The sequence below is a fragment of the Persephonella marina EX-H1 genome, from assembly GCF_000021565.1.
Lineage (GTDB): Bacteria > Aquificota > Aquificia > Aquificales > Hydrogenothermaceae > Persephonella > Persephonella marina.
This window is the reverse complement of the sequence record NC_012440.1, coordinates 1762702-1784705: the sequence shown is the minus strand read 5'-3', so window position 1 is coordinate 1784705 and position 22004 is coordinate 1762702. Positions and strand designations below refer to the sequence as shown.

Annotated in this window: 30 protein-coding genes; 7 read left to right on the top strand and 23 right to left on the bottom strand. The window is 36.0% G+C overall.

Annotation, left to right across the window (positions count from 1 at the left end):
- Positions 1–3: 3 nt before the first annotated feature.
- The 21 genes from PERMA_RS09275 to PERMA_RS09185 form a co-directional block, all read right to left on the bottom strand.
- Positions 4–423: a type II toxin-antitoxin system VapC family toxin gene (locus PERMA_RS09275; protein WP_012676107.1), complete on the bottom strand. Its 420-nt coding sequence runs from the start codon at positions 421–423 to the stop codon at positions 4–6.
- Positions 420–653, bottom strand: a complete 234-nt coding sequence (locus PERMA_RS09270) for a DUF6364 family protein (protein ID WP_015898887.1) — start codon at positions 651–653, stop codon at positions 420–422. The genes PERMA_RS09275 and PERMA_RS09270 overlap by 4 nt, the downstream gene beginning before the upstream one ends.
- A gap of 54 nt (positions 654–707) precedes the next feature.
- Positions 708–1055 carry a PIN domain-containing protein gene (locus tag PERMA_RS09265; RefSeq protein WP_472853289.1) on the bottom strand — a complete coding sequence of 116 codons (348 nt, stop codon included), beginning with the start codon at positions 1053–1055 and terminating at the stop codon, positions 708–710.
- 54 nt (positions 1056–1109) lie between these two features.
- Positions 1110–1334 carry a UPF0175 family protein gene (locus tag PERMA_RS09260; protein WP_012675975.1) on the bottom strand — a complete coding sequence of 75 codons (225 nt, stop codon included), beginning with the start codon at positions 1332–1334 and terminating at the stop codon, positions 1110–1112.
- A gap of 162 nt (positions 1335–1496) precedes the next feature.
- Complete coding sequence (locus PERMA_RS09255; protein WP_012675399.1) at positions 1497–1865, bottom strand: type II toxin-antitoxin system VapC family toxin; 369 nt, start codon at positions 1863–1865, stop codon at positions 1497–1499.
- The gene (locus PERMA_RS09250; RefSeq protein ID WP_012676189.1) at positions 1862–2071 is read right to left on the bottom strand and encodes a hypothetical protein; all 210 of its coding nucleotides are present in this window, start codon (positions 2069–2071) and stop codon (positions 1862–1864) included. Before PERMA_RS09250 ends, PERMA_RS09255 begins: the two co-directional genes overlap by 4 nt.
- A 59-nt stretch (positions 2072–2130) precedes the next feature.
- Positions 2131–2403 carry a DUF5615 family PIN-like protein gene (locus tag PERMA_RS10985; protein ID WP_425480266.1) on the bottom strand — a complete coding sequence of 91 codons (273 nt, stop codon included), beginning with the start codon at positions 2401–2403 and terminating at the stop codon, positions 2131–2133.
- A gap of 112 nt (positions 2404–2515) precedes the next feature.
- Positions 2516–2740 (bottom strand): DUF433 domain-containing protein, encoded by a 225-nt coding sequence (locus PERMA_RS09245; protein WP_012676646.1) that lies wholly within the window; start codon positions 2738–2740, stop codon positions 2516–2518.
- A gap of 172 nt (positions 2741–2912) precedes the next feature.
- On the bottom strand, positions 2913–3221 hold the full coding sequence (locus PERMA_RS09240; protein ID WP_012675749.1) for a hypothetical protein: 309 nt from the start codon (positions 3219–3221) through the stop codon (positions 2913–2915).
- 59 nt (positions 3222–3280) lie between these two features.
- A complete protein-coding gene (locus PERMA_RS10930; RefSeq protein ID WP_015899011.1) occupies positions 3281–3406 on the bottom strand; it encodes a hypothetical protein in 126 nt (41 codons plus the stop codon).
- Positions 3407–3606: 200 nt separating this feature from the next.
- On the bottom strand, positions 3607–4308 hold the full coding sequence (locus PERMA_RS09235; protein ID WP_012676009.1) for a methyltransferase domain-containing protein: 702 nt from the start codon (positions 4306–4308) through the stop codon (positions 3607–3609).
- A gap of 36 nt (positions 4309–4344) precedes the next feature.
- Positions 4345–5016 (bottom strand): alpha/beta fold hydrolase, encoded by a 672-nt coding sequence (locus tag PERMA_RS09230; protein WP_012675350.1) that lies wholly within the window; start codon positions 5014–5016, stop codon positions 4345–4347.
- Positions 5006–5356, bottom strand: coding sequence for a hypothetical protein (locus PERMA_RS09225; RefSeq protein ID WP_012676199.1), 351 nt, complete (start codon positions 5354–5356; stop codon positions 5006–5008). Before PERMA_RS09225 ends, PERMA_RS09230 begins: the two co-directional genes overlap by 11 nt.
- The gene (locus PERMA_RS09220; protein WP_049756073.1) at positions 5349–6095 is read right to left on the bottom strand and encodes a 6-carboxyhexanoate--CoA ligase; all 747 of its coding nucleotides are present in this window, start codon (positions 6093–6095) and stop codon (positions 5349–5351) included. The genes PERMA_RS09225 and PERMA_RS09220 overlap by 8 nt, the downstream gene beginning before the upstream one ends.
- Positions 6092–6826: an LPS export ABC transporter ATP-binding protein gene (lptB, locus tag PERMA_RS09215; protein WP_012676642.1), complete on the bottom strand. Its 735-nt coding sequence runs from the start codon at positions 6824–6826 to the stop codon at positions 6092–6094. The genes PERMA_RS09220 and lptB overlap by 4 nt, the downstream gene beginning before the upstream one ends.
- Positions 6827–6832: 6 nt before the next feature.
- A complete protein-coding gene (locus PERMA_RS09210) occupies positions 6833–8062 on the bottom strand; it encodes an aminotransferase class I/II-fold pyridoxal phosphate-dependent enzyme (RefSeq protein WP_012675339.1) in 1230 nt (409 codons plus the stop codon).
- 40 nt (positions 8063–8102) lie between these two features.
- Complete coding sequence (locus PERMA_RS09205) at positions 8103–9314, bottom strand: LysM peptidoglycan-binding domain-containing protein (RefSeq protein WP_012676201.1); 1212 nt, start codon at positions 9312–9314, stop codon at positions 8103–8105.
- Positions 9298–9567, bottom strand: coding sequence for an acylphosphatase (locus tag PERMA_RS09200; protein ID WP_012675784.1), 270 nt, complete (start codon positions 9565–9567; stop codon positions 9298–9300). Before PERMA_RS09200 ends, PERMA_RS09205 begins: the two co-directional genes overlap by 17 nt.
- Positions 9568–9599: 32 nt before the next feature.
- Positions 9600–10097, bottom strand: a complete 498-nt coding sequence (gene mobB, locus PERMA_RS09195; protein ID WP_012676946.1) for a molybdopterin-guanine dinucleotide biosynthesis protein B — start codon at positions 10095–10097, stop codon at positions 9600–9602.
- A gap of 1 nt (position 10098) precedes the next feature.
- Positions 10099–10935 carry an acetyl-CoA carboxylase, carboxyltransferase subunit beta gene (accD, locus tag PERMA_RS09190; RefSeq protein ID WP_012676566.1) on the bottom strand — a complete coding sequence of 279 codons (837 nt, stop codon included), beginning with the start codon at positions 10933–10935 and terminating at the stop codon, positions 10099–10101.
- A complete protein-coding gene (locus tag PERMA_RS09185; protein WP_041530939.1) occupies positions 10936–11574 on the bottom strand; it encodes a purine nucleoside phosphorylase YfiH/LACC1 family protein in 639 nt (212 codons plus the stop codon).
- A 53-nt stretch (positions 11575–11627) separates the two neighbouring features.
- Here PERMA_RS09185 and hisD point away from each other — a divergent pair, with 53 nt between their 5' ends.
- The 7 genes from hisD (at position 11628) to ligA (ending at position 18619) form a co-directional block, all read left to right on the top strand.
- On the top strand, positions 11628–12917 hold the full coding sequence (hisD, locus tag PERMA_RS09180) for a histidinol dehydrogenase (protein WP_012676228.1): 1290 nt from the start codon (positions 11628–11630) through the stop codon (positions 12915–12917).
- A 71-nt stretch (positions 12918–12988) separates the two neighbouring features.
- Positions 12989–14119, top strand: coding sequence for a molecular chaperone DnaJ (dnaJ, locus tag PERMA_RS09175; protein WP_012675495.1), 1131 nt, complete (start codon positions 12989–12991; stop codon positions 14117–14119).
- Between the two features lie 15 nt (positions 14120–14134).
- The gene (locus PERMA_RS09170; protein ID WP_012676613.1) at positions 14135–14563 is read left to right on the top strand and encodes a heat shock protein transcriptional repressor HspR; all 429 of its coding nucleotides are present in this window, start codon (positions 14135–14137) and stop codon (positions 14561–14563) included.
- 12 nt (positions 14564–14575) lie between these two features.
- Positions 14576–15004, top strand: coding sequence for a hypothetical protein (locus tag PERMA_RS09165; RefSeq protein ID WP_012675520.1), 429 nt, complete (start codon positions 14576–14578; stop codon positions 15002–15004).
- 1 nt (position 15005) lies between these two features.
- Positions 15006–15845, top strand: coding sequence for a 50S ribosomal protein L11 methyltransferase (locus PERMA_RS09160; protein WP_012675915.1), 840 nt, complete (start codon positions 15006–15008; stop codon positions 15843–15845).
- On the top strand, positions 15811–16470 hold the full coding sequence (gene deoC, locus PERMA_RS09155; RefSeq protein WP_012676543.1) for a deoxyribose-phosphate aldolase: 660 nt from the start codon (positions 15811–15813) through the stop codon (positions 16468–16470). The genes PERMA_RS09160 and deoC overlap by 35 nt, the downstream gene beginning before the upstream one ends.
- 4 nt (positions 16471–16474) lie before the next feature.
- Positions 16475–18619, top strand: a complete 2145-nt coding sequence (ligA, locus tag PERMA_RS09150; protein WP_012675999.1) for an NAD-dependent DNA ligase LigA — start codon at positions 16475–16477, stop codon at positions 18617–18619.
- Here the strand turns inward: ligA and PERMA_RS10590 are convergent, their stop codons facing one another.
- Together PERMA_RS10590 and hemW are read right to left on the bottom strand one after the other, a co-directional pair.
- Positions 18620–20731: a cytochrome c3 family protein gene (locus PERMA_RS10590; RefSeq protein ID WP_015898984.1), complete on the bottom strand. Its 2112-nt coding sequence runs from the start codon at positions 20729–20731 to the stop codon at positions 18620–18622.
- 95 nt (positions 20732–20826) lie between these two features.
- Positions 20827–21927 carry a radical SAM family heme chaperone HemW gene (hemW, locus tag PERMA_RS09140; protein WP_012675421.1) on the bottom strand — a complete coding sequence of 367 codons (1101 nt, stop codon included), beginning with the start codon at positions 21925–21927 and terminating at the stop codon, positions 20827–20829.
- Between the last annotated feature and the right edge of the window lie 77 nt (positions 21928–22004).

Here is a 22004-nt window from a genome sequence, read left to right as displayed (position 1 = left end):
CATTTATTTACAGGTTTTTAGAATCTTTAAAAATTCTGCAGGCTCGTAAACAGGAATCTCTTTTGATTTAAAATCTTTAATGTTTCGTGTTATTACACTATCTACTTTTGAGTGGATTGCTGATGCGTATATTACAGCATCTTCAAAATCATTAAAATTTAACCTTTTGGCTGTCTCAAGGACTGTTCTATTTACAGGTGCTATTTCAAATAAAGAAAAAATCAGCTCCATACTTCTGTCTGCTTCTTTCTTACTCAAATACTTTGCAACGAGGTAGTATATAGTTGTTATAGTAGTAGCAGATAAAACTCCTGTTATTTTTCCTTTTTCCACTTCTGAGATTATAACTGCTGAATGCTCAGAAAATGGTTTTCTGTCAAGTAGAAGGTCTAAAATAACATTTGTATCAAACAGTACTCTCACAGATATTTATCCTCTAAATATTTTCTGTATTCATCCTCATCAATTTCTTTATTCTTCAATATTCCTTTTAATTTCTTTACCGTTGGGGTTAGATTTTCTTCTTCTTCCTTTGTTAAAGTTTTAAAAAAGTTTTCAATCAGTTTTGATACTGATATACCTTTTTCCTTAGATACTTCTTTTATCTTTTCTATTACATCTTTTTCCATTCTTAAGGTTAGCTTTGTTTTCATTTTTACCTCTGACGTACAATTTTAAAATAAATATACGTCTAATTGGAAAATTTTTCAAAGTCTCTGGTGGATTGCTTTTCTGTAATGCCAGTTTATGAAAGCTATCAATTCATATATTAAGGGTTTGACTTCTTGAATAATTCCTTTTTTCTTAGCCTTAAGTAATACTCCAATTGTTCCACTGATTTTTATACCTTTTTCTTCAGCAATTTTTCTTCCAAGTTTTTCATCCATTAACAATAAATCTGCTGAGATTTCTATTGATAATGCAATAGTTTCAGCTTCTCCTTTATCCAAGTTTTCTTTCAATTGTTTTATTAAACTTTTATTTTTAACCTTAACGATTTTTATCCAGCTTTCATCAGAGATACTTATGTAATATTTGCTTTTTCCTTTTTCTATCTCTTGATAATTAGTTTTATAAAAGATAGAAGCTGGGTGGTATTTGATACAACCTTAGGCATTCTCTATATCCTTTAAAAGTTCCTTCTCTGTATCTGGTTCTATCTGAACTTTATACTTTCCAAGTAAATCTAAAAACTCAATACGGGAAATACCTAAAAGTTCTGCAGCTTTACCAGAAGATATTTTTCCAAGTTCGTATAATTTAGCTAATGCTGCTATTTTTATTTCATCTTCTTTTAGCTTTAATTCATCAGGGACTTCCATTAAAATTTTCATAATAACACTCCTACCTAAAATGCAGCGATTTTATAAGATAAAAGATGTGTCTTATGCAGAATTTTACCATAGGACTATAAGTTGATTAAAACAAAACAATATATGAGTATCTATACAAAAAGCACTATATTATTTGCTTTCATGTAATACCAATTTTTAATTCTAAAGAAGCTTTAAATCTTTGATATATTTGAAGTCTTTTTTGTTATAAGTTAGTAATGGAGCATCATAATATATAGATGTTGCTGCTATTAAAGCATCAGGAATTTCTAATCCATGACTTTTGGAATATTTTTCTATTAATTCTAAAGATATTCTTGATATTTCCTCGTTTATTGCTAATAGATTAAAACTTTTTAGAAATTTCTTTATTTTGTTTAACTCCCTTTTATTTATAGCTCCATAGTATAGCTCCATACCGGTTATAATACTAATTGAGAAGTTTTCTTCATTTCTACTCTCAAGAAGCTCTCTTGTTTCGGTGTTTCCTTTAAATAATTCAATGATTATGTTGGTATCTAAAATTATCATTCAGCTATCTTTCCCCATGCTTTCTTTCTAATGTCTTCTATTGTTATCTCTCTATCTTTCCATATTCCAAAAACCGACTTAAAATCTGGTTTTCTCTTTTCCTTTTTGTGTTCAATCTTAATGTTTTTTACATAAGGAATATCTTTCAATATATCAATCAGGTGCTTTGCTTTTCTTTCATTTGACACATCAATTATTATCTTCATCCTAATTACTCCATACAAAAATTTCACTACCTTAAAATTATACAAAAAACAGTGAATTTCTATACCTGCACCTTCATCGTTTGAATATTTATGTTTTTATAGCTTTTAAAGAATTCTAATACGTATTTTGCTCTTTGTAATAGTGGTAAACTTATTATAAAATTATATTCGTTTACGACCCGAACTATCGTTTCTGCAACTTCTAAATATTCTTGTGGTTTATATCTAATATAAATTACACCATTGATTTCTTCTTTTAATGAGAAAGCCCATGTACCAAAATCAGAGTCTTCAGTAAGTATAATTGCTTTAAGTTTTTTGGCTAATTTTATAACTTCCTAATCAGAGATTCCTCTTTCTAAATCTATAAGCGGAATAACATCAAGATTATTATCTTTGAGATGCTCTATAATTTTATAATTTACGTTCTCATCTGCTAAAATTCTAACCTTCAACTAATTCCTCGTTTTTAATGACATCTGCAGAATAAGAAATAGCAGCTAATATATCTTCTCTTGTTAAATTTGGATAAGATTTTAGAAGTTCTTCTATAGATATTCCTTCTCCAAGTTTCTCTAGTATAAGTTCAACAGATATTCTTGTTCCCTTAATTCTCGGTTTACCCCTTAATATATCTGGATCTGAAACTATTCTGTTCTTATACTCCATTTATGCGTCTCCTACTTAAAATTTATTTATTAAATATGTGGTGTAAATAAATTTTTACCATAGGACTATAAATTGATTAAAAAATATAAAAGTTACCATTTCCTTATAAAAAAAGTTTACCAAAAATATATAAGTTTCTATTAAGTTTGTTTTATATAAAAAACGGATGTTTTTAATATAACTCTAAGATTTTATTTAACTCTTTAACCCTTTCTTTTAGCTGTTTTTTCTCTTCTATCAATTTTCTTCTTTCATTTATTTGTTTTTCAAGATTTTCATCAACTTTTCCTACGAAAATAGACTTTACTTTTTTTCCTTCTCTTTTGGATTGATATAGATATTTATAGGTTTTATTCTCTTTTTTTATTTCTCTTATCCATCCAGAAGGTAAAGATTTTAGTCTATGTTCTATTGCTTTTAATCTTCCTAATAGTCTTTCTCTTTCTTCTATTAAGATATTTTCTAGGATTTTATTCTTCATTACACTACATAATATATATTAAATGCAATGTAGTGTAAAGATTTTCTTTATTCTCTTCTTTAAAAAGCTTTTCTATATATAATTTTGGTTTTTTTCATAGTTCTCACAGGAATTATCACAAGTTTTCCATCTCCAAGAGAACATCTTAAAATTAAATTTGTATCAACTACCTTTATATTTCTCAACAATCCTCTCCTCAAGAGCTTTTCGTTCTTCTTTCATTATTTTTTCAATAGTTTTTTCTTTTTAGCATACTTCTTTAGACTGCCGGAGAATTGAGTGGCTTTGGGAATGTCTGACTTCCTTTTCTTCGGATATAACTCATAATTCCCCTCTGTTTATCCTTTGCCTTCTTATCATTCCCTAATGAGATAAATCCCTATTTTTACAACTTAGCTTTCACGAACAGAAGCTTAAAGTTCAGTATTACTGGATGGGTGTATTCTTTGAATTTTTTAACTATCTTTCTTTTCTCACCAAGTGTTTTACTGCCTGTGTTTATCGCAACACCTGTTTTGTGAAGGTGTGTAAGAAGGCTGTATCCATCCTCAAAATCTTTTTTCAGATCCTTAATAAAAAACTGTTCCACACTAAACTGATTTTTGTCTAACAGTTCAATCACTTTTTCAGCTGGTAGAAAATCAAACTTTGTATCCCCTAATATCTCCTCTACAACACTCATACTTCCTGATAAAGGTATATTGAATACAAACTTTCCATTATCCTTCAGAACCCTTTTTATCTCTTTAACTGTCTTTTCAAAATCTGCCCAGTGTATGGAAAAGTTAGAAACAGCATAATCAAAACTTTTATCCCTGAAAGGAAGATCCTCCATATCAGCTACTATACCTGCAGGATTAAACCTTCTGTAAAATCTGATCATATCCTCTGATATATCTATACCTGTGATATTCTCCCATCCTGATAATCTGTATAAAAAACCTGTTCCACAGCCTAAATCAATACCTCTACCTTTAAGCTCACCTGCAAAATCAATGAGTATCTTTGCAGCATCTCTCTGTAAAAGAGCTTCCCTGTCGTAACTTTCTGAGAACCTTGAAAATGAAAATCTAACAAGATTTTTCAACTTCTTACCTTTCTGTCAAAAATCTTAAGAGAATCATTATATCAGAGTATCAGATATAATTTCCGGCATTTCTAAAAATGGTGCGTGGTGTGAATCTGTAAGGATAAGACTGGAATTTTTTATCTTTTTTGAACAGAAAACAGAAGCATTATAGTTTATTATCCTGTCTCTCTTACCGTGTATCAGAACAACAGGTATATCAATCTCATCAAGCCTGTCTGTAAGATCTATTTCTATAAACTTCCTTAGAAGTTTTATACTCCCATTTTTCTCAGGTAAAGGTATATCTGTAAATCTATTCCCAACAGCTGTTTCTCTGAAGTTATAAACCGTTCCTTCAAAATCTTTTCTAAGAGCCATCATAAAAGCTTTAATACGTGAAGGATCATGACCTAACTGTCTGTCTTTAAACTTAGGTGAGAAGCCTATCAGGATAATCTTCTTTAGATTCTTAGGTTTTTTTAATGCTGTTAATACGCCCACAGTAGCTCCAAGTGACCAGCCTATCAACACAACCTCTTCATCACAGCTTTCAATATAAGAAAATAGATTTTCAGAAAAATTATTTAAGATATCCTTATCGGAAAAATTAATATTATTTCCGTGAAAAGGGAGATCAAGGAATACAGAGTTTCCAATATTTTTAAATCTTTCCCATATTTCCGATGAGAAACTCCAGCCGTGTATAAATATCTTTTTAATCTCCAAACTCCTCAAAAACCTTTTTTAATTCATTCTGCCAGAAAATTTTTCTATCTTCATCAGTTTTTAGCTGGATACCATAAATCTCCTGAGCAAGTCTAAAAAAGCCCTCAGATGGGTATCCTTTCCTGCTGACAGCCACAGCTCCAAGCATTGGTTTTCCAGCTTTAACAGATCTTCTACATACATCTTGAAGATTCTTAGAGAGAATAAAAACAGCCACCTTTCCTTTTAAAGGGACTTTTCTGTCTGATATCAGGTTTACCTCTTTTAAAAGCTGACTGTATGTGATCGTTCTTTTTGATCTTGCCACACTCTTAAGAACTTTCTCAAACTTATCAATCAATACCAACATCCTCTATTAAAACAGGTTTTTCCTGCAGAAATCTGTAAAAATCCTGAAGATCAATACTATTCCTCACAAAGTAAATCCTTCCACCTTTTGGGTTTCCCTCAGACTTTAGAGGTGTGATCCTGTAGTAAAAATCCTTTGTTGAGACATAACCTGTGATATAATCCGGCTCATCTGATATACAGTACTCGGCTATCATATCAGGGTAAAGCATATTTTTTGTTGTGAGGCAGAGGGCATCTACCGTTCTTTCTGTATAACCTTTCTTTACAAGTTTTTTCAAGATCTTATCTCTATCTAAAAAATCCACCGTTGTGGTTCTGATTCCCCTGAAATGATCAAGCTCTATTCTCTCCCCTTTCTGGTTTACAATCATAGCCCCTCTCATATTGCTTCCATCTGGAGCTGAACCTGTATGTACAAGATCTATAAGCTCTTTAAGTCTTTCTACAGGTATTCCTGTTGATCTTTTAAGAATCTCTAAAGCTATCTGATTTGAGCTTTTATAATCCTCACAGATTATATTCTCTATTTTCAGTGAACTTTTGATTACTAAAGGCTTTTCTTTTATACTCTCAATCTTTATGTTTATCTCATCTGGATCTTTTGGTTCTGCCTTTCTGTAAAGCTGATTTACAGCTTCCTCTATCTTATCCTTTAAAACTATCCTCTCACCACCAGACAGATGTTTTCCATCTCTTGAAGCTCTCAGTTTTATACTGTAATACATCAGGCTAATGTGAAATCTTCACCTAAGAATATCTTTCTTACTGTTGGATCGTTTACTATCTCCTGTGGTGTCCCTTCACTTATAACCTTTCCGTGAGCTATTATGTATGCTCTATCAGTGATCTTTAATGTCTCCCTCACATTGTGATCCGTTACAATAACACCTATATCCCTCTTTACAAGATCTTTAATAAGATTGTTTATATCCTTAACTGATACAGGATCAACACCTGCAAAAGGCTCATCTAAAAGAAGGAATGAAGGGTTTATAACAAGGGATCTTGCTATCTCAAGTCTCCTTCTCTCACCACCTGAGAGTGTTGATGCTTTCTGATCCTTAAGATGGTATATACCAAAATCCTCAAGTAAGGCTCTCCCCTTTTCCTCTATCTCAACAGGATCTTCAGTTCTGAACTGCAGGAACATCGCAACATTTTCCCATACAGTAAGGTCTCTGAATATGGAAGACTCCTGAGGAAGAAATGATATACCCTTTTTTGCCCTCTCATAAACAGGTAGATCTGTTATATCCTCACCATTAAGCCTTATTCTCCCTTCATCCGGTTTTATGAATCCAAGGAGACATCTGAATGTTGTTGTTTTACCTGCACCATTAGGTCCAAGCAGTCCTACTATCTCCCCCTCTTTAACATAAAGTGAAATTCCATCTATTACAGTTCTGTCTTTATACCTTTTTTTTATCCTATCAACTTCTAATACTGAGAGCTGTTCCATACTATCCTATACAGGAACCTCCTTTCTGTACTTCTTCATAAATCTCTTTATATTTCTAACAGCCTGTCTTATTCTCTTCTTGTTTTCAACAACAGCAAATCTCACATACCCTTCTCCATGCTCTCCAAACCCAACACCGGGAGCAACAGCAACATTTGCCTCAGTCAGAAGAAGCTTACTGAACTCTACAGATCCAAGATGCTGAAACTCATCAGGTATTCTAGCCCACAGGAACATCGTTGCCTTTGGCTTCTCTACCTTCCATCCAGCTTTATTCAGTCCATCTACGAGAACATCCAGTCTCTCACTGTAAGTGTCCCTTGCTTTCTCAACTATACTGTAATCACTTTCTAAGGCTATGATACTTGCCACCTGAATTGGTGTGAACATTCCGTAATCAAGATAGCTTTTAAGTCTTTTCAGGTTATATACAAGAACAGGATTTCCGAGAACAAAACCTACCCTCCATCCAGCCATAGAGAATCCCTTTGTAAGGGAGTATGTCTCAACAGCTATATCCTTTGCTCCCTCAACCTGTAAGATACTTGGAGCCTGATACCCGTCGTAACAAAGATCAGCGTAGGCAAAATCATGTATAACCCACATCCCTTTTTTCTTTGCAAAAGAGATGATCTCTTTAAAGAAATCAATCGTTACAGTCATTGTTGTTGGATTGTTTGGGAAGTTTAGAAGAAGAACCTTAGGTTCCGGATAGCTGTCCTCGTAAGACTCATATATATTTTTCAAGAACTGCTCCTGTTTCTCATCATCTGATCCCTCAAGTGGAAGTGGAACTGTAAGAACAGAAGCTCCTGCGATAACAGGTGCGTAGTAATGTATAGGATATCTTGGACTTGGGACGAGGGCTATATCACCGGGTGAAAGCATAGCGAGCATCAGATGTGAAAGACCTTCCTTTGAACCTATTGTAAGAATCGCCTCCTCATCTGGATCAAGCTCAACACCAAACCTTTCTTTATAAAAGTCAGTTATAGCCTTTCTAAGTCTTGGTATTCCCTGTGACATTGAGTATCTGTGTGTTGTTTTCTTTCTTGCCGATTCACACAGTTTATCTATAACATGTTGAGCCGGCTTTAGATCCGGGTTTCCCATACCAAAATCTATAATATCTTCCCCTTCCCTTCTCAGTCTTGCCTTCAGATCGTTAACTATAGCAAAAACGTAATGGGGAAGCCTCTTTATCCTTGGAAACTCTGGATATTTTTTGTCTTCCATTTCCACCTCTAACAAAATATTAATAGCCTAATATTTTATATCAATTTTCCTTTTTATCTAAATTTGGCTTCTCATTTAAAAAAACAAGAGGGTCAACAGGTACAGTATTTTTTCTTATCTCAAAGTATATCCCGCATTTTTCAGAGTTATTAAGTAAACCTGCTGTTCCTATAGTGTCTCCTTTTTTTACAACCTGCCCATCCTTAACATTTATCTGGTTTATATGACCGTACACAGTATTGAAATTATTTGCATGTTTTATAACTATCAGCCTCCCATAAGCCTTTATACTGTCTCCAGCAAATATCACCTTCCCATCCTCTGCAGCCTTTACAGGGGTATCACACTCAGTCTGGATATCTATACCAAGATGTCTCATCTGTGAGTTGTTAACAAAATTTTTAACGATCTTTCCATCAACAGGCCATATAAAACCAAATGGAACAGATTTTCTCTTAACTATCTCCTCCTCTACATAAACGATCTTCTTAGGGATCTTGAGTCTCTGACCCGGGTATATTGTGTAAGGCTTTTTAAGTCCATTCAGTCTTGCTATCTCGGAGATTGTAGTTCCGTATCTTTTTGCTATCTTTGCAAGACTATCTCCGGATTTTACCCTGTAACGTATTATCTTTTTTCTTACTATCTTCTTTTTCTTTACGATTATAGATGAACCTTTACTTTTCTTTGATTTTTTAACTGACTTCTTCACACCCTCTTTTATACAGAGAACCTGTCCAACCCTTATGGTGTTCCCCTTTATATTGTTAAGCCTTTTTATATCCTTAACCCATACCCTGTACTTTTTTGCTATTGTTATAAGGCTTTCACCTTTTTTGACTTTATGCTTTATCTTACAGTAACGTTCTTCAGTAATAGTTGAGGATTTAACAGATTTTTTTGGGATTTTCAGTATCTGTCCTGTTCTTATTACATAAGGTTTTTTCAGACCGTTTGCCCTTATAATACTCTTAACAGAAACCTTATACTTTTTTGCTATATAGCTGAGATTTTCACCGTACTTAACTCTGTGATATATAAAATCAGTCTGGGGGATTTTAAGCTTCTGACCAGGATATATCCTGTAAGGCTTTTTTAGATTATTTTCTCTAATAATATCCTGAACTGAAACACCAAACTTCCTTGCTATCCTGTCTAAACTATCTCCTGATCTTACCGTGTATTCTTCAGCTAAAACAGAAAAACATAAAGTCAGAACTGCTACTAATATATATCTAATACTGAATTTCAAAATCGGAGAACCCTCCATCTTTATCTATAAACTCATATCTGAGTCCAGTTACCTCAGCCAAAGGTGGACCTTTCTCTATAGCAGACATAAACTCTTTTAATACATCTTCGTCTCCTTCAGCCATAACCTCAACAGTTCCATCTGGAAGGTTCCTTACAAAGCCTTTAACGCCAAACTGATCCGCTTTCCTTTTCACAAAGTATCTGAAACCTACACCCTGAACAGTGCCTGCGAAAACTATATGTAAAAGCAAGATAGCCCTCCTGAACCTTTTTAAATATTATACTATCTAAGATACTCTCTTTTAAGATATTCCATGAACTGGACAGGATCGTTTATATCAAAGGATGGATTGAATCCATAGTAGTCTGTTATCACACCTTTCAGGTCTGGACTGTCCTTTAAAAGAAGATCCCTTTTTTCCTCTTTCCTTATAACCTCGTACTTATCAATACCGTCAAACCATTTAAAACCTTCAAGGATTATAAGATCAGGATCTCCCACAATCAGATTTTCAATTATATATTCAGGTGTGTAATTCTTTTCTGGTCTTATGTATGAGGTTATCTTATCAGGTGATGCGAGTATAACCTGATCCGCACCTGCCTGATACATCTTAAAACTGTCCTTTCCCGGTGTGTCAGTAACAGCCTTTCCCTTAGGATCGTGCTTTACAGCTGTTATCTTATAACCTTCAGATTTTAAAAGTGATATAAGTTTTGTTATAAATGTTGTCTTACCGCTGTTGTGGGCTCCAACTATACATATAACAGGTATATCCATATCAGCCCTGCATCTGCTTTATTAATGTGTATATAGTTTTCTTCAGATTTTTCCTGTCAACAACCATATCTATCTGACCTTTCTCAAGTAAGAACTCTGATCTCTGGAATCCTTCAGGAAGCTGCTGTCTTATTGTCTGTTCTATAACCCTTGGACCTGCAAAACCTATAAGGCTGTCAGGTTCTGCTATTATCACATCTCCCAGGAATGCAAAGCTTGCGGAAACTCCTCCCATTGTAGGATCTGTAAGAACTGTTATATAAAGTATCCCCGCTTTGTTCATTCTATCAACAGCTATTGATGTTTTTGCCATCTGCATAAGTGATACTATACTCTCCTGCATTCTTGCACCACCTGATGCTGTAACAACAATAAAAGGTATCCTCTTCTCTATAGCATACTGGGCTCCCCTAACGAACTTTGCTCCTACAACACTTCCCATACTCCCGCCCATAAACCTGAAGTCCATAGCCCCTAAAACTATCTCCCTGTCGTAAATCTTTCCATTCGCTATTATGATCGCATCATTTAGACCTGTTTTTTCCTGTGCCTGTTTCAGTCTATCTCTGTACTTTTTTGTATCCTTAAAGCCTATAATATCAACAGGCTTTATCTTCGGGAAAAGATCGTAAGTGTAAACCTCATCTAAGAGTGAATCAACCCTCTCCTGTGCTGTCATCCTGAAGTTATAACCGCAGTGTGGGCAGATCTTCATATTCCTTTTAAGATCCTCACTGTAAAGGAGCGTTTTACATTTATCACATTTAATCCATTCGCCCCTTTCTATCTGGAGCTTCCTCTTTCCTTTCAACTTACTTAAAAACTCCTTAAGTCCCATTCAGTCCTCCGAAAGCCATGAAAATGTTAATATTCTTTCCTCAAAATCTCCCTTTCTATAGGAGAAAAACTCACCATCACAGATTGTACATAAAGATACATCAATAACTCTTTCAATTCCACAGCTTTTTAATCTATCTATTAAAAGATCACTCATTGAAAAATATATCCTTCCATCCCTGTATGTAAAGTATTCTTCAGAAACACCAGATCTTTTTGCATAATCCACAAAATCTTCCTTCACCTCGTAACAGCATGCTCTTGCGTGTGGGGATACAAACACGATCAGATCTTTTCTGTCAGTAAAATAATCCAGACCTTTATCTACTATTCCATTTAAGAGACCTCTCCATCCTGCATGAACAACAACAACCCTCTCCATATCTGACATTACAACAGCCATACAGTCTGCTGTTAAAACACCAACAGGTCTCATCTTTTTTTCTGTATAAACCCCATCAGCAACAGTATCAGGATTCTCCAGATCTGTTATTATATCTGTATGCTTCTGTTTTGGGATATATATATCTGTAAATCCAAAATTTTGTGCTGTTTCCTTCCTTTTTTGAAAATTACGCATATTTCCATCTTTTCTTGCTGTAAAAACAACGTTAAGTTTTCCCAACTTAAGGTAATACATAACGGATATAATGTTATCATATTTAAATAAAAGTACATAAAGAGAGGTAAGAGATGAGAATAGTTGATCTAAGAAACAGGGAGTACCAGACAAATGAAGAACTTATTAAGCTTATAAAAAGAAGTGAGATGGAGATAGAGCAGTACGAGACAGCTGTAAAGGATATTATAAAAAATGTTAAAGAGAAAGGTGATGAGGCATTAATTGATTACACAGAGCTTTTTGACAAGGTTAAGCTTTCATCTCCTGAAGAGCTTGTTATAACATTTGATGAGCTTGAAAAGGCATATGATCAGCTTGATGATGATACAAAATGGGCTCTTGAGGTTGCCCTTGAAAGGGTTAAATCTTTTCATGAAGCACAGATAGAGAGATCCTATCTACTTGAGGAAGAGGGGATGCTTCTCGGTCAAAAAGTTATACCTATGGAAAGGGTTGGTCTGTATGTTCCCGGTGGAAAGGCTGCCTACCCATCAACAGTTATAATGAACGCAGCTCCAGCAAAGGTTGCAGGCGTTAAAGAGATGGTTATGTGCTCACCAAACCCGAACAAGTATACACTTGCTGCAGCATTTTTATGTGGAGTTGATACAGTTTACAGGATAGGAGGAGCTCAGGCTATAGCAGCTATGGCTTACGGTACAGAAACAGTCAAAAAGGTTGATAAGATTGTTGGACCCGGGAATATTTTTGTTGCCCTTGCAAAAAAGAATGTTTACGGAATTGTTGATATAGATTCTATAGCTGGACCTTCTGAGATACTTGTGATAGCAGACGAGACAGCAAACCCAGAATGGGTAGCAGCTGATCTTTTATCACAGGCTGAACATGATGAACTCGCAGCTTCTATACTTGTTACAACATCAGAGGATCTTGCAATAGATGTAAAAAATATACTTTACAACGTCCTTCTTAAGGATTTTGAAAGGGAAGAGATAGCAAGGAAATCCCTGGATAACTACGGTCATATATTTATCGTTGATGACCTTGACACAGCATGTGAAGTATCAAACTTCATAGCCCCTGAGCATCTTGAGATAATAACAAAATCTCCATTTGATCTTCTTGAAAAGATAAAACATGCAGGTGCAATATTCCTTGGAGAGTACTCAACAGAGCCTTTAGGGGATTATATACTTGGTCCAAACCATGTCCTTCCAACAGGAAGATCAGCAAGATTCTCTTCACCACTTGGGGTTTATGACTTTATCAAAAGATCTTCTATCATTTATGTTTCAAGGGAAGGTTTTGACAGGGTTGAAAAGTATGCAAGACAGATAGCAACAGCAGAAGGTCTCTATGCCCACAGGTTAAGTGTTGAGGTGAGGAAAAGATCATCCTAAAAATTTGACAATATCAGACTAAAGTTATATATTTTTCATTGATATAAAAAATATACAGGGGTGTATGATTAATGCCTGCACAGAAGGATTACTACGAAATCTTAGGGGTAAGCAGAACAGCTTCACAGGATGAGATAAAAAAAGCATACAGAAGACTGGCCAGAAAATACCATCCCGACCTGAACCCAAATAATAAAGAAGCTGAGGAAAAATTTAAGGAGATAAGTGAGGCTTACCAGGTACTTTCCGATCCTGAGAAGAGAAAGCTTTACGATCAGTTCGGTCATGCTGCATTTACAGGAGCCGGACAGAAGTCACAGGATTTCGAAGGCTTTTCAGGATTTGGCGGTTTTGGAATGAATATAGACGACATACTTGAGGATCTTTTTAACTTTGGTGATATATTCGGTGGGAGAAGAAGAACATCTGAAAGGAAAAAAGGTTACCAGAGACAGAGAGGAGAGGATATATACCAGACTGTGACAGTATCCCTTGAGGATGCTTACAGGGGAACAACACTTTCACTTGAAGTTCCAAGATACGTTGTATGTGAAAAATGTGCAGGGACAGGTGAAAAACCTGGAAGCACACCTGTCAGCTGTCCTGAGTGTAGAGGAACAGGTCAGATAACATATACATCAGGCTTTATGCATATAACACAGACATGTCCAAGATGTCACGGTCTTGGTTATCTCCAGGATCCGTGTGATAGATGTAACGGACGTGGTCTTGTGATGAAAACTGAGACAGTTAAGGTAAAGATACCACCAGGCGTTGATAACGGAACTAAACTTAGAGTTCCTGGTAAGGGACACAGCGGAAAGTTTGGAGGTGCTCCAGGTGACCTCTGGATCATAGTAAATGTATCTACCCATCCTCTTTATGAAAGGAGAGGAGACAACCTTTACATAAGATTAAATATAAATGTTGCTGAGGCCATACTTGGAACAGAGCTGGAAGTTCCATTATTAGATGGAAAAAAGGAGAAGATAAAGATAAAACCTGGAACGCAGAGCGGTGAGAGTATAAGAATTTACGGAAAGGGAATGCCAAAGCTTAAATCTTCAGGTTATGGTGATCTTGTCGTTGTTGTAAATGTTATCATACCTTCAAAGGATCAGCTTTCAGGAAAAGGGATAAAGGCTGTTGAGGAGCTGAAGAAAGAACTAAAAGAACCTGCTAAAAGATACGAAAAACCTTAATAAGGGGTGTGGAAGATGAGAAAGGACAAGAAAGGCAAAAAAGAACCTTTATATATGATAGGTGCTGTCTCAAGGATGTTTAATATCCATCCCCAGACATTAAGACTTTATGAGAGGGAAGGACTTCTTACACCATCAAGGACTGAAGGGAAGACAAGACTTTACTCCCAGGAGGATATTGAGAAGCTTGAGTTTATACTGTTTCTTACAAGGGAGCTTGGTGTAAATCTTGCAGGTGTTGATGCTATACTTAGAATGAAAGAGCAGATGGAACAGATGCAGAAACAGATTGAGTATCTGCTTGAGTACATACAGGAAGAGATAAAGAGAAGGTACACAGGAAATTTAGAGGAACAGCGTAACGCTCTTATGAGAATCCCTAAGGTAGAAATTACCAGACTTGAGGATTATATGTATAATAGGTATAAAAAGGAAGAAGAGTAAGAGGTTGAAAACTTGGAAGAAGCCCTGAAAAAAGAGGTCACAAACCAGTTTCACGAGGTTTACTCATACATAAAATCAATATTAGATGAGGAGCTGTCACATATAAACAGGGAAAAGGCTGAAGATGGTGTAAAAATAGTAATTGAACAGCAGGATCTTTATGAGGACTGGCTTGATAAAATAGATTCTGCACCACTACCTGAGCTTGAGAGGATAGAACAGGTAGAACATAACGACGGTATCCATGTAAAACTGATATACTCCCTAAAAACAGATGAAGCCAAACATGTAAGAAAGATAAAGGTTAGAAGTAATGGTAAGGTTGATGTTTTTAACTACATATTCACCTGGAGAGAGATAGAAGGTCTGCCTGTAGAGATAAAGATAGAGTACGACACTTACGGAAATCTTATCTTTCACATAAGAAAGATGGAAAAGTAAAATGAAAAAACTTATCTACTCCCTTCCAACATCACTTTTTGAGATATTCGCTGTAGAGTTTAACGGTTATGGGTTTGAGATACTAAACAGAGATACTGAAGAAACTGTATTTGCTATATATGTTGACGATAAAGAGCTGAAATCTGTAAAAGAGGCTGTTCAGGAGATCTTTGAAGATCTTGGAAACGGAACTCTCATACTTGAAGAGGATATCAAGGAAGAAAACTGGGAAGAGAAATGGAAGGAACATTTTAAGCCTATAAAGATCCCTCCTTTTGTTATAATCCCGGAATGGGAGATATACGAAGGTGATCTCATACCTATAAAACTTAAGATAGGAAAAGCCTTTGGAACAGGACTTCACCCATCAACACAGATCGTTCTATCACTTATTCCTGAATATATAGAAAAAGAAGATTCTGTATTAGACATAGGGACAGGTTCAGGTATTCTGTCAATAGCATCAAAGAAGATAGGTGCTGGTCTTGTAAAAGGTATAGATATACAGCCTGAAGCTGTTGAGGAATGCAAAACAAATAGCTGGGAGAACGAGGTTGAGGTTTTATGTGAGAGAAAAAGTTTTGAGGATATAAACGAGAGATACGACATAGTTCTTGCAAATCTCCAGATAGATATATTCAGGGAAGCATTTAAAAAGATCTCAAAACTTTTCAGGAAGTACCTCATAGTATCAGGGATATACGGAGAAAAAGAGAGATCACAGATCCTTAAACTTTCAAAAGATCTTAATCTTGAGGTTTTAAAAGAGGTATCAAAAAAAGATGAAGGATTAGAGGAAAAATGGTATGGATTTGTACTCAGACATAGCAAAAAGGATTGAGCATTCCTATCTAAAACCTGATGCAACATACAAAAAGATAGAAGATTTATGCAGGGAGGCTGTAGAAAATAACTTTTACGGCGTATGTGTAAACCCTTTTTTCGTAAAGTTTGTAAAGGACCTTCTTAAAAAAACAGATCTTAAAGTGATAACAGTTGTTGGATTTCCACTTGGAGCAAACAGGTTAAAAACAAAGCTCATAGAAGCCTCATCAGCGGTAAATGATGGTGCTGATGAGCTTGATATAGTATGGAATATAGGAGCCTTCAAATCTAAGGACTACTCTTATGTGGAGGAAGAGCTGAAAACGATCATATACTACACACAGAATGTAACACATAAGATCATAGTTGAAACAGCTTATCTATCTCAGGAAGAAAAGGAAAAGGCAGTACAGATCGTTATAAACTTAGGAGCTGAATTTATCAAGACATCAACAGGTTTTGCCCCTGAAGGTGCGAAACTTTCCGATATAAAACTTTTCAGAGAAAAGGCGAAAGGTAAGATAAAAATAAAAGCGGCAGGTGGAATAAGGGATTTTGATACTGCCGTATCAATGATAAAAGCAGGAGCTGACAGAATAGGAACAAGCCACGGCGTTGATATTATAAAAGGCAAGAGGTAATAAGATGTACACCAAGGAAAGGGAAAGGGAGCTTATACAGAGAACAAAAGAGCTTTTAAAGATAAAAAAAGAACATATAAAAACAAAGGAAGATGCAGAGGCTATAATAGAGGATCTTAGAGATGTTATAAGATACCACGACTGGAGATACTATGTACTTGCAAACCCTGTAATATCAGATTACGAGTATGATCAACTCTTTCATCTCCTGAAGGATATAGAAAGCAGATTTCCTGAGCTTATAACACCTGATTCACCAACTCAGAGAGTTCCTTCTGAGCTTACAAAGGAGTTTCCTCAGGTAAAACATCTTGCCCCTATGTTATCACTTGACAACTCCTATAACGAGGAGGATCTGAGGGAGTTTGACAGGAGAGTGAGAGAGGCTGTAGGAATTGATATTATTGAGTATGCTGTTGAGCCAAAATTTGATGGTGCAGGTATATCCCTTGTTTATGAAAAAGATATGTTTGTGAGAGGTGCAACAAGGGGAGATGGTGTTGTTGGAGAGGATATAACGCCAAATATAAGGGTTATAAAAACAGTTCCATTATCAGCTGAATTTTCAGTTTATGGTATTGATAGGATAGAGATAAGAGGAGAGGTTCTTATAAATAAGGAAAAGTTCAAGGAGATAAACCACCAGAGACTTGAGGAAGGTCTTCCTCCACTTGCAAACCCAAGGAATGCTGCAGCAGGTTCTTTGAGACTTCAGGATCCTAAGGAGGTTGCAAAGAGAGGTCTTGAGGCTTTTGTTTACCAGATAACATACGCTGTTGATAAAGATGGGAATAATCTTCTTGGAAATAAACTGAGATACCATTACGACTCTATAAAAATACTTTACGAGCTTGGGTTTAAATCTCCCTATAAAGAGATAAAGGTATGCAGAGGTATTGATGAGGTTATTGATTACTGCAGGGAGTGGGAGAGAAAAAGGGATGATTATCCATATGAGATAGATGGTATGGTAATAAAGGTCAACGATATATCTCTGTACGACAGATTAGGGGTGACATCACACCATCCTAGATGGGCTATAGCATTCAAGTTCAGGGCTAGACAGGCAACAACAAAAATAATAAAGGTTGTTTTTCAGGTTGGGAGAACAGGTGCTGTAACACCTGTTGCAAAACTTGAACCTGTTGAGATAGGAGGTGTTACAGTTTCATCCGTGTCCCTGATAAACGAGGATTTTATCAAAGAGAAAGATATAAGGGTTGGAGATCTTGTTCTTATAGAGAGGGCAGGTGATGTTATCCCTTATGTTGTTAAGGTTGTAACAGAGGCTAGAACAGGAAAGGAAAAACCTATACAGTTTCCAAAGGAATGTCCATCCTGCGGTTCACCGCTTGTTAAACCTGCAGGAGAGGCTGTATGGAGATGTATAAATATAAACTGTCCGGCACAGGTTGTTGAAAGGATAATATACTTCGCATCTAAGGATGCAATGGATATAAGAGGCCTTGGAGAGGCAAATATAAGGAAGTTCTATCAGCTTGGATTTTTAAGATCAATACCTGATATTTACAGACTGCCTTATGACAAGATCATTCAGCTTGAAGGTTTTGGACAGAAATCTGTAGAAAACCTGAAAAAGGCGATAGAGGAGTCAAAAAACAGACCTATAAACAGGCTTATCACAGGACTTGGTATAAGATTTGTTGGAAAGGTTACAGCAAGAACACTTGCAGAGAATATAAACTGTGTAGAGGATCTTAAAGACTGGTCTGTTGAAGATCTTGAGAGATTACCTGATGTGGGATACGTAGTTGCGCACAGTATATACGACTTCTTCCATAATCCTGACAACATAAAGATGATACAGGAACTTAAAAGGTTAGGCGTACAGACATGTAAGGAAAAAGAGGAGGTCGTGGAAAATATATTTGAAGGGAAAACATTTGTGTTTACAGGAACTCTATCGTGCTGTTCAAGGGAGATAGCTCAGGAGATAGTTGAGAGACTTGGAGGTCATGCATCAAGTTCTGTAAGCAGAAAGACAAGCTATGTTGTTGTTGGTGAGAATCCCGGCTCAAAATACCGCAAAGCATTAAGCCTTGGCGTTCAGATCCTTGATGAAAAACAGTTTATAGAGATGATAAAAGATCATATACCTGATGACCTGAAAGATAAAGTACATCTATGATTAAGGATAAGGATTGAAATCATAATTTCCTCCTCCTCCTCCCATACCGCCACCCATCCGGTGACATCTACAGGTCCATGAGTCAGATCTTGCATCACTTTTTCTAAGTATATTATTTTTCACAAATCCTGTGAGTTTTAGGCTGTTTCCATTGTAGTTGTATGGCTGAGGGAAGTTACTGTAACCTATCAACCTTGATACAGGAGATCCGTGAGGAACAGCTATATGACAGTAAATACAGGGGAAATCTACAAATTTTGACATCCCACCACCTCCACCCATACCACCTCCACCCATTCTGCCTCCTCCTTTAAACTGATGTACCTCTGCATTCTCCAGATTATGACAGTTTACACAGAAAAGTCCCTGTGTTGTTCCACCGTCAGAGCTTGTTCCAAATATATCACCCACCTTATAAAGTCTACCGTTCTGGTCCGCCGGCCAGTTTTTATTCGGTCCTTTCAACATATACATAGCATGGGATCCATGGGGCCCTTTCGGATTTAAAGTTTCATCATCATTACCGTGACAGTCTGAACAGTACATTGTCTGATTCCCCACATTACTGTTCCATGGTGGTTTCAGCTGTGTAGGATCAAGAGATTTCGGAGCATAATTTCCGGTCATCTGATTTAAAGGCATAACAACAGGATGTGCAGACTTATTTTCAGGACTGAACTCACAGGATTGATCTGTAAGAACTATGCCAGATTGATCTGATGTCCATGCTGTTGTACAGTCAAAATTAGGAGAATTCCCAAGTCCCCATTTTGAGTGGCATTTCATACATATCTGGTATTCTTTCTGGGCATTTGCTAAGGTTTTGAAACCTGAAGGCTGTGTCCATAAACCTCCCCATATAGGCTCAACACCATAAACACCAGAAAGAACATTTGAGACCTGATTGTTTGTTTCCGTTACTGTTGAAGGATACCACTGATTTGGTGGGGTATGTGTTCCAGGTTTGACAGCGTGAGGATTGTGACAGTCCATACATTCTGCATGTTTTGAATCGGAAAACTTAACAGACTTGCTATTAGCCGGATCTATCTCCGTAGATCCATAACCGTAAAGAAGATCAAGCGGAGTATGTACATTCTCAAATAGAATCTCCATAACAGGATGTCCATACTGTCTATTTGGTGGCAGCAGACTTTCTATATCCTTTGCTCCTCCTGATCCATGGCATGGAGCCAGATTTGATGATGAGGCAACTCCTGAGAAACATGTTCTTTCCTCAATCTTTCTTAAAAGAGGCTTTCCCTGGGCTTTATGTGGAGTATGACAGTTACCACATCCTAAATCAGCTACAGAAACTGGGGATCCCTCTCCATATTTTTTTATTACATCCGGATCAGTATATGTTAATGTCTGTGTATCGTGTGCACTTCCGTTCCATCCAGGCTTATTGTGACAGGATATACATGTCTGTTTGAAATCCTGAGCTAAATTTCCAACATCAACCCTTAAGAACTTTTTGTTTTCCTTGTGAGGATCATGACATGATGTACATTCCACATAATTTTTACCTCCATACGTGTAAAGCTTTATAGGTGGATCAGGAACCGGATTGAGCTCTACAGATTTTGAACCTACATCAAAATTTTTCTGAATATTAGGATTATACTCAATCGCAACTGGATGGTGTACAGATAAATCTGTTCCTATATAACCTACTGCTGTCTGCGGCATAGTACCATCAGGATTGACACCCTGCATTTTGATAATCGTATTTCCCAACTCTGTTCCTCTGAGAATGAATATATCGCCAATAGCAACCGTTCCGTCATGACAGCTCAAACACTGCCTTGAAACTATTCCAGGTTGACCTTCAATCTCAGAAGGTTGAGATGGTGCAGGGTAATTAATTCTCTGTATAAACTCGCTATCATAAAGAGTGTAAACCGATGTTGGCATCTTTCTATTCCACAGAGGTGTTCCTTCCCTTTCATCATGGGGAATATGACAGAATACACAGATCTCATTTTCACTGAACGCTTTAATAGTTCCAGGTCCTGAAGCAGACAGGTTATGCTTTGTATTTGCTATCTGAGCTTTTACACTATTAAAAAGCAGTAGTAATGCAAAAAGACAAATAAAATAATTTCTCATAACTTATTAATCCAGTTTTATAATTAAGTTAATAATACACCAGAAAAAAACAACAGAAAATATAAAAAAGATATTTTTATAAATATGATGATGTCCTAAATTAGAAGCGAAACTATTCTGTTTATAACCATTAATCCTTTTTCTGTAAGGATAAATCTATCCCCATCTATAAGACCAAAATTCTCTGATACAAGCTCCTCTACAGAGTCTAGCTTCCCTGAAAGATATTTAACAGGCACCCCTTCCCTTAATCTTAAACCTAAAAATATCTTTTCCTTTAAAAATTCAGACTTATCTATAGTTTCAGAAAAAACAGCAGGTTTTTTTCCTTTTTCTATTTTTTCAAGATATTCTTTTAGGTTTCCGGTATTCCCGGATCTCTTCCCGTTTATATAGGACCATGCAGAAACACCTATACCAAGGAATGGTACATGTTTCCAGTAGAACAGGTTATGTCTGCACTGGTATCCCTCTTTTGACCAGTTTGAGAGTTCATATCTGAGGAATCCTTGCGTTTCAAGATAAGAATTTATTAGAACAAACATATCATAAAGCTCATCTTCATCTTTAAGCCTGTAAACACCTTCTCTGACAGACTGTTCAAAAGGTGTTCCTTCATATGGGGTTAGCATGTAAGCGGATATATGTTTTACTGGAAGAGATGTATAAATCTCAAGATCTTTTTCAAGATCCTTTAATGACTGGTTCTGTATCCCATATATAAGATCAAGATTTATATTTTCTATACCTGATTTTAAACAATCTTCAACAGCTTTATAACTGTCTTTAACAGAATGATCCCTTCCAAGCATCCTTAGATTTCTTTCAAGAAAAGATTGTACGCCTATACTGATCCTGTTTACACCTGCTTCTTTTATAATTCTGAAATCTTCGTATCTATATGTTTTAGGGTTTACCTCAACGGTTATCTCAGGACTTTCTACAACAGAGATCTGATCCTTTATAAAATAAATAAACTCTGAAAGGAGTTCTGGATCTAATAAAGACGGTGTTCCACCACCAAAGTAAACAGTCTCAAGATCAAAATCAAGCTCTTTATAAAGTAAGATCTCCTTTTTTAATGCTTCAATATAACGTCTGTGCAGACCTTTATCATCAGATGTGATTGATACAAAGTCACAGTATGGACATTTTATACTGCAAAAAGGAATATGTATGTATAAACCTTTAATCATGAGAATAATTTAGCATTTTTACAGGAAAAATCAAACATTGTTTTATTGAAATATTTTCATTTGTGGCATATACTATT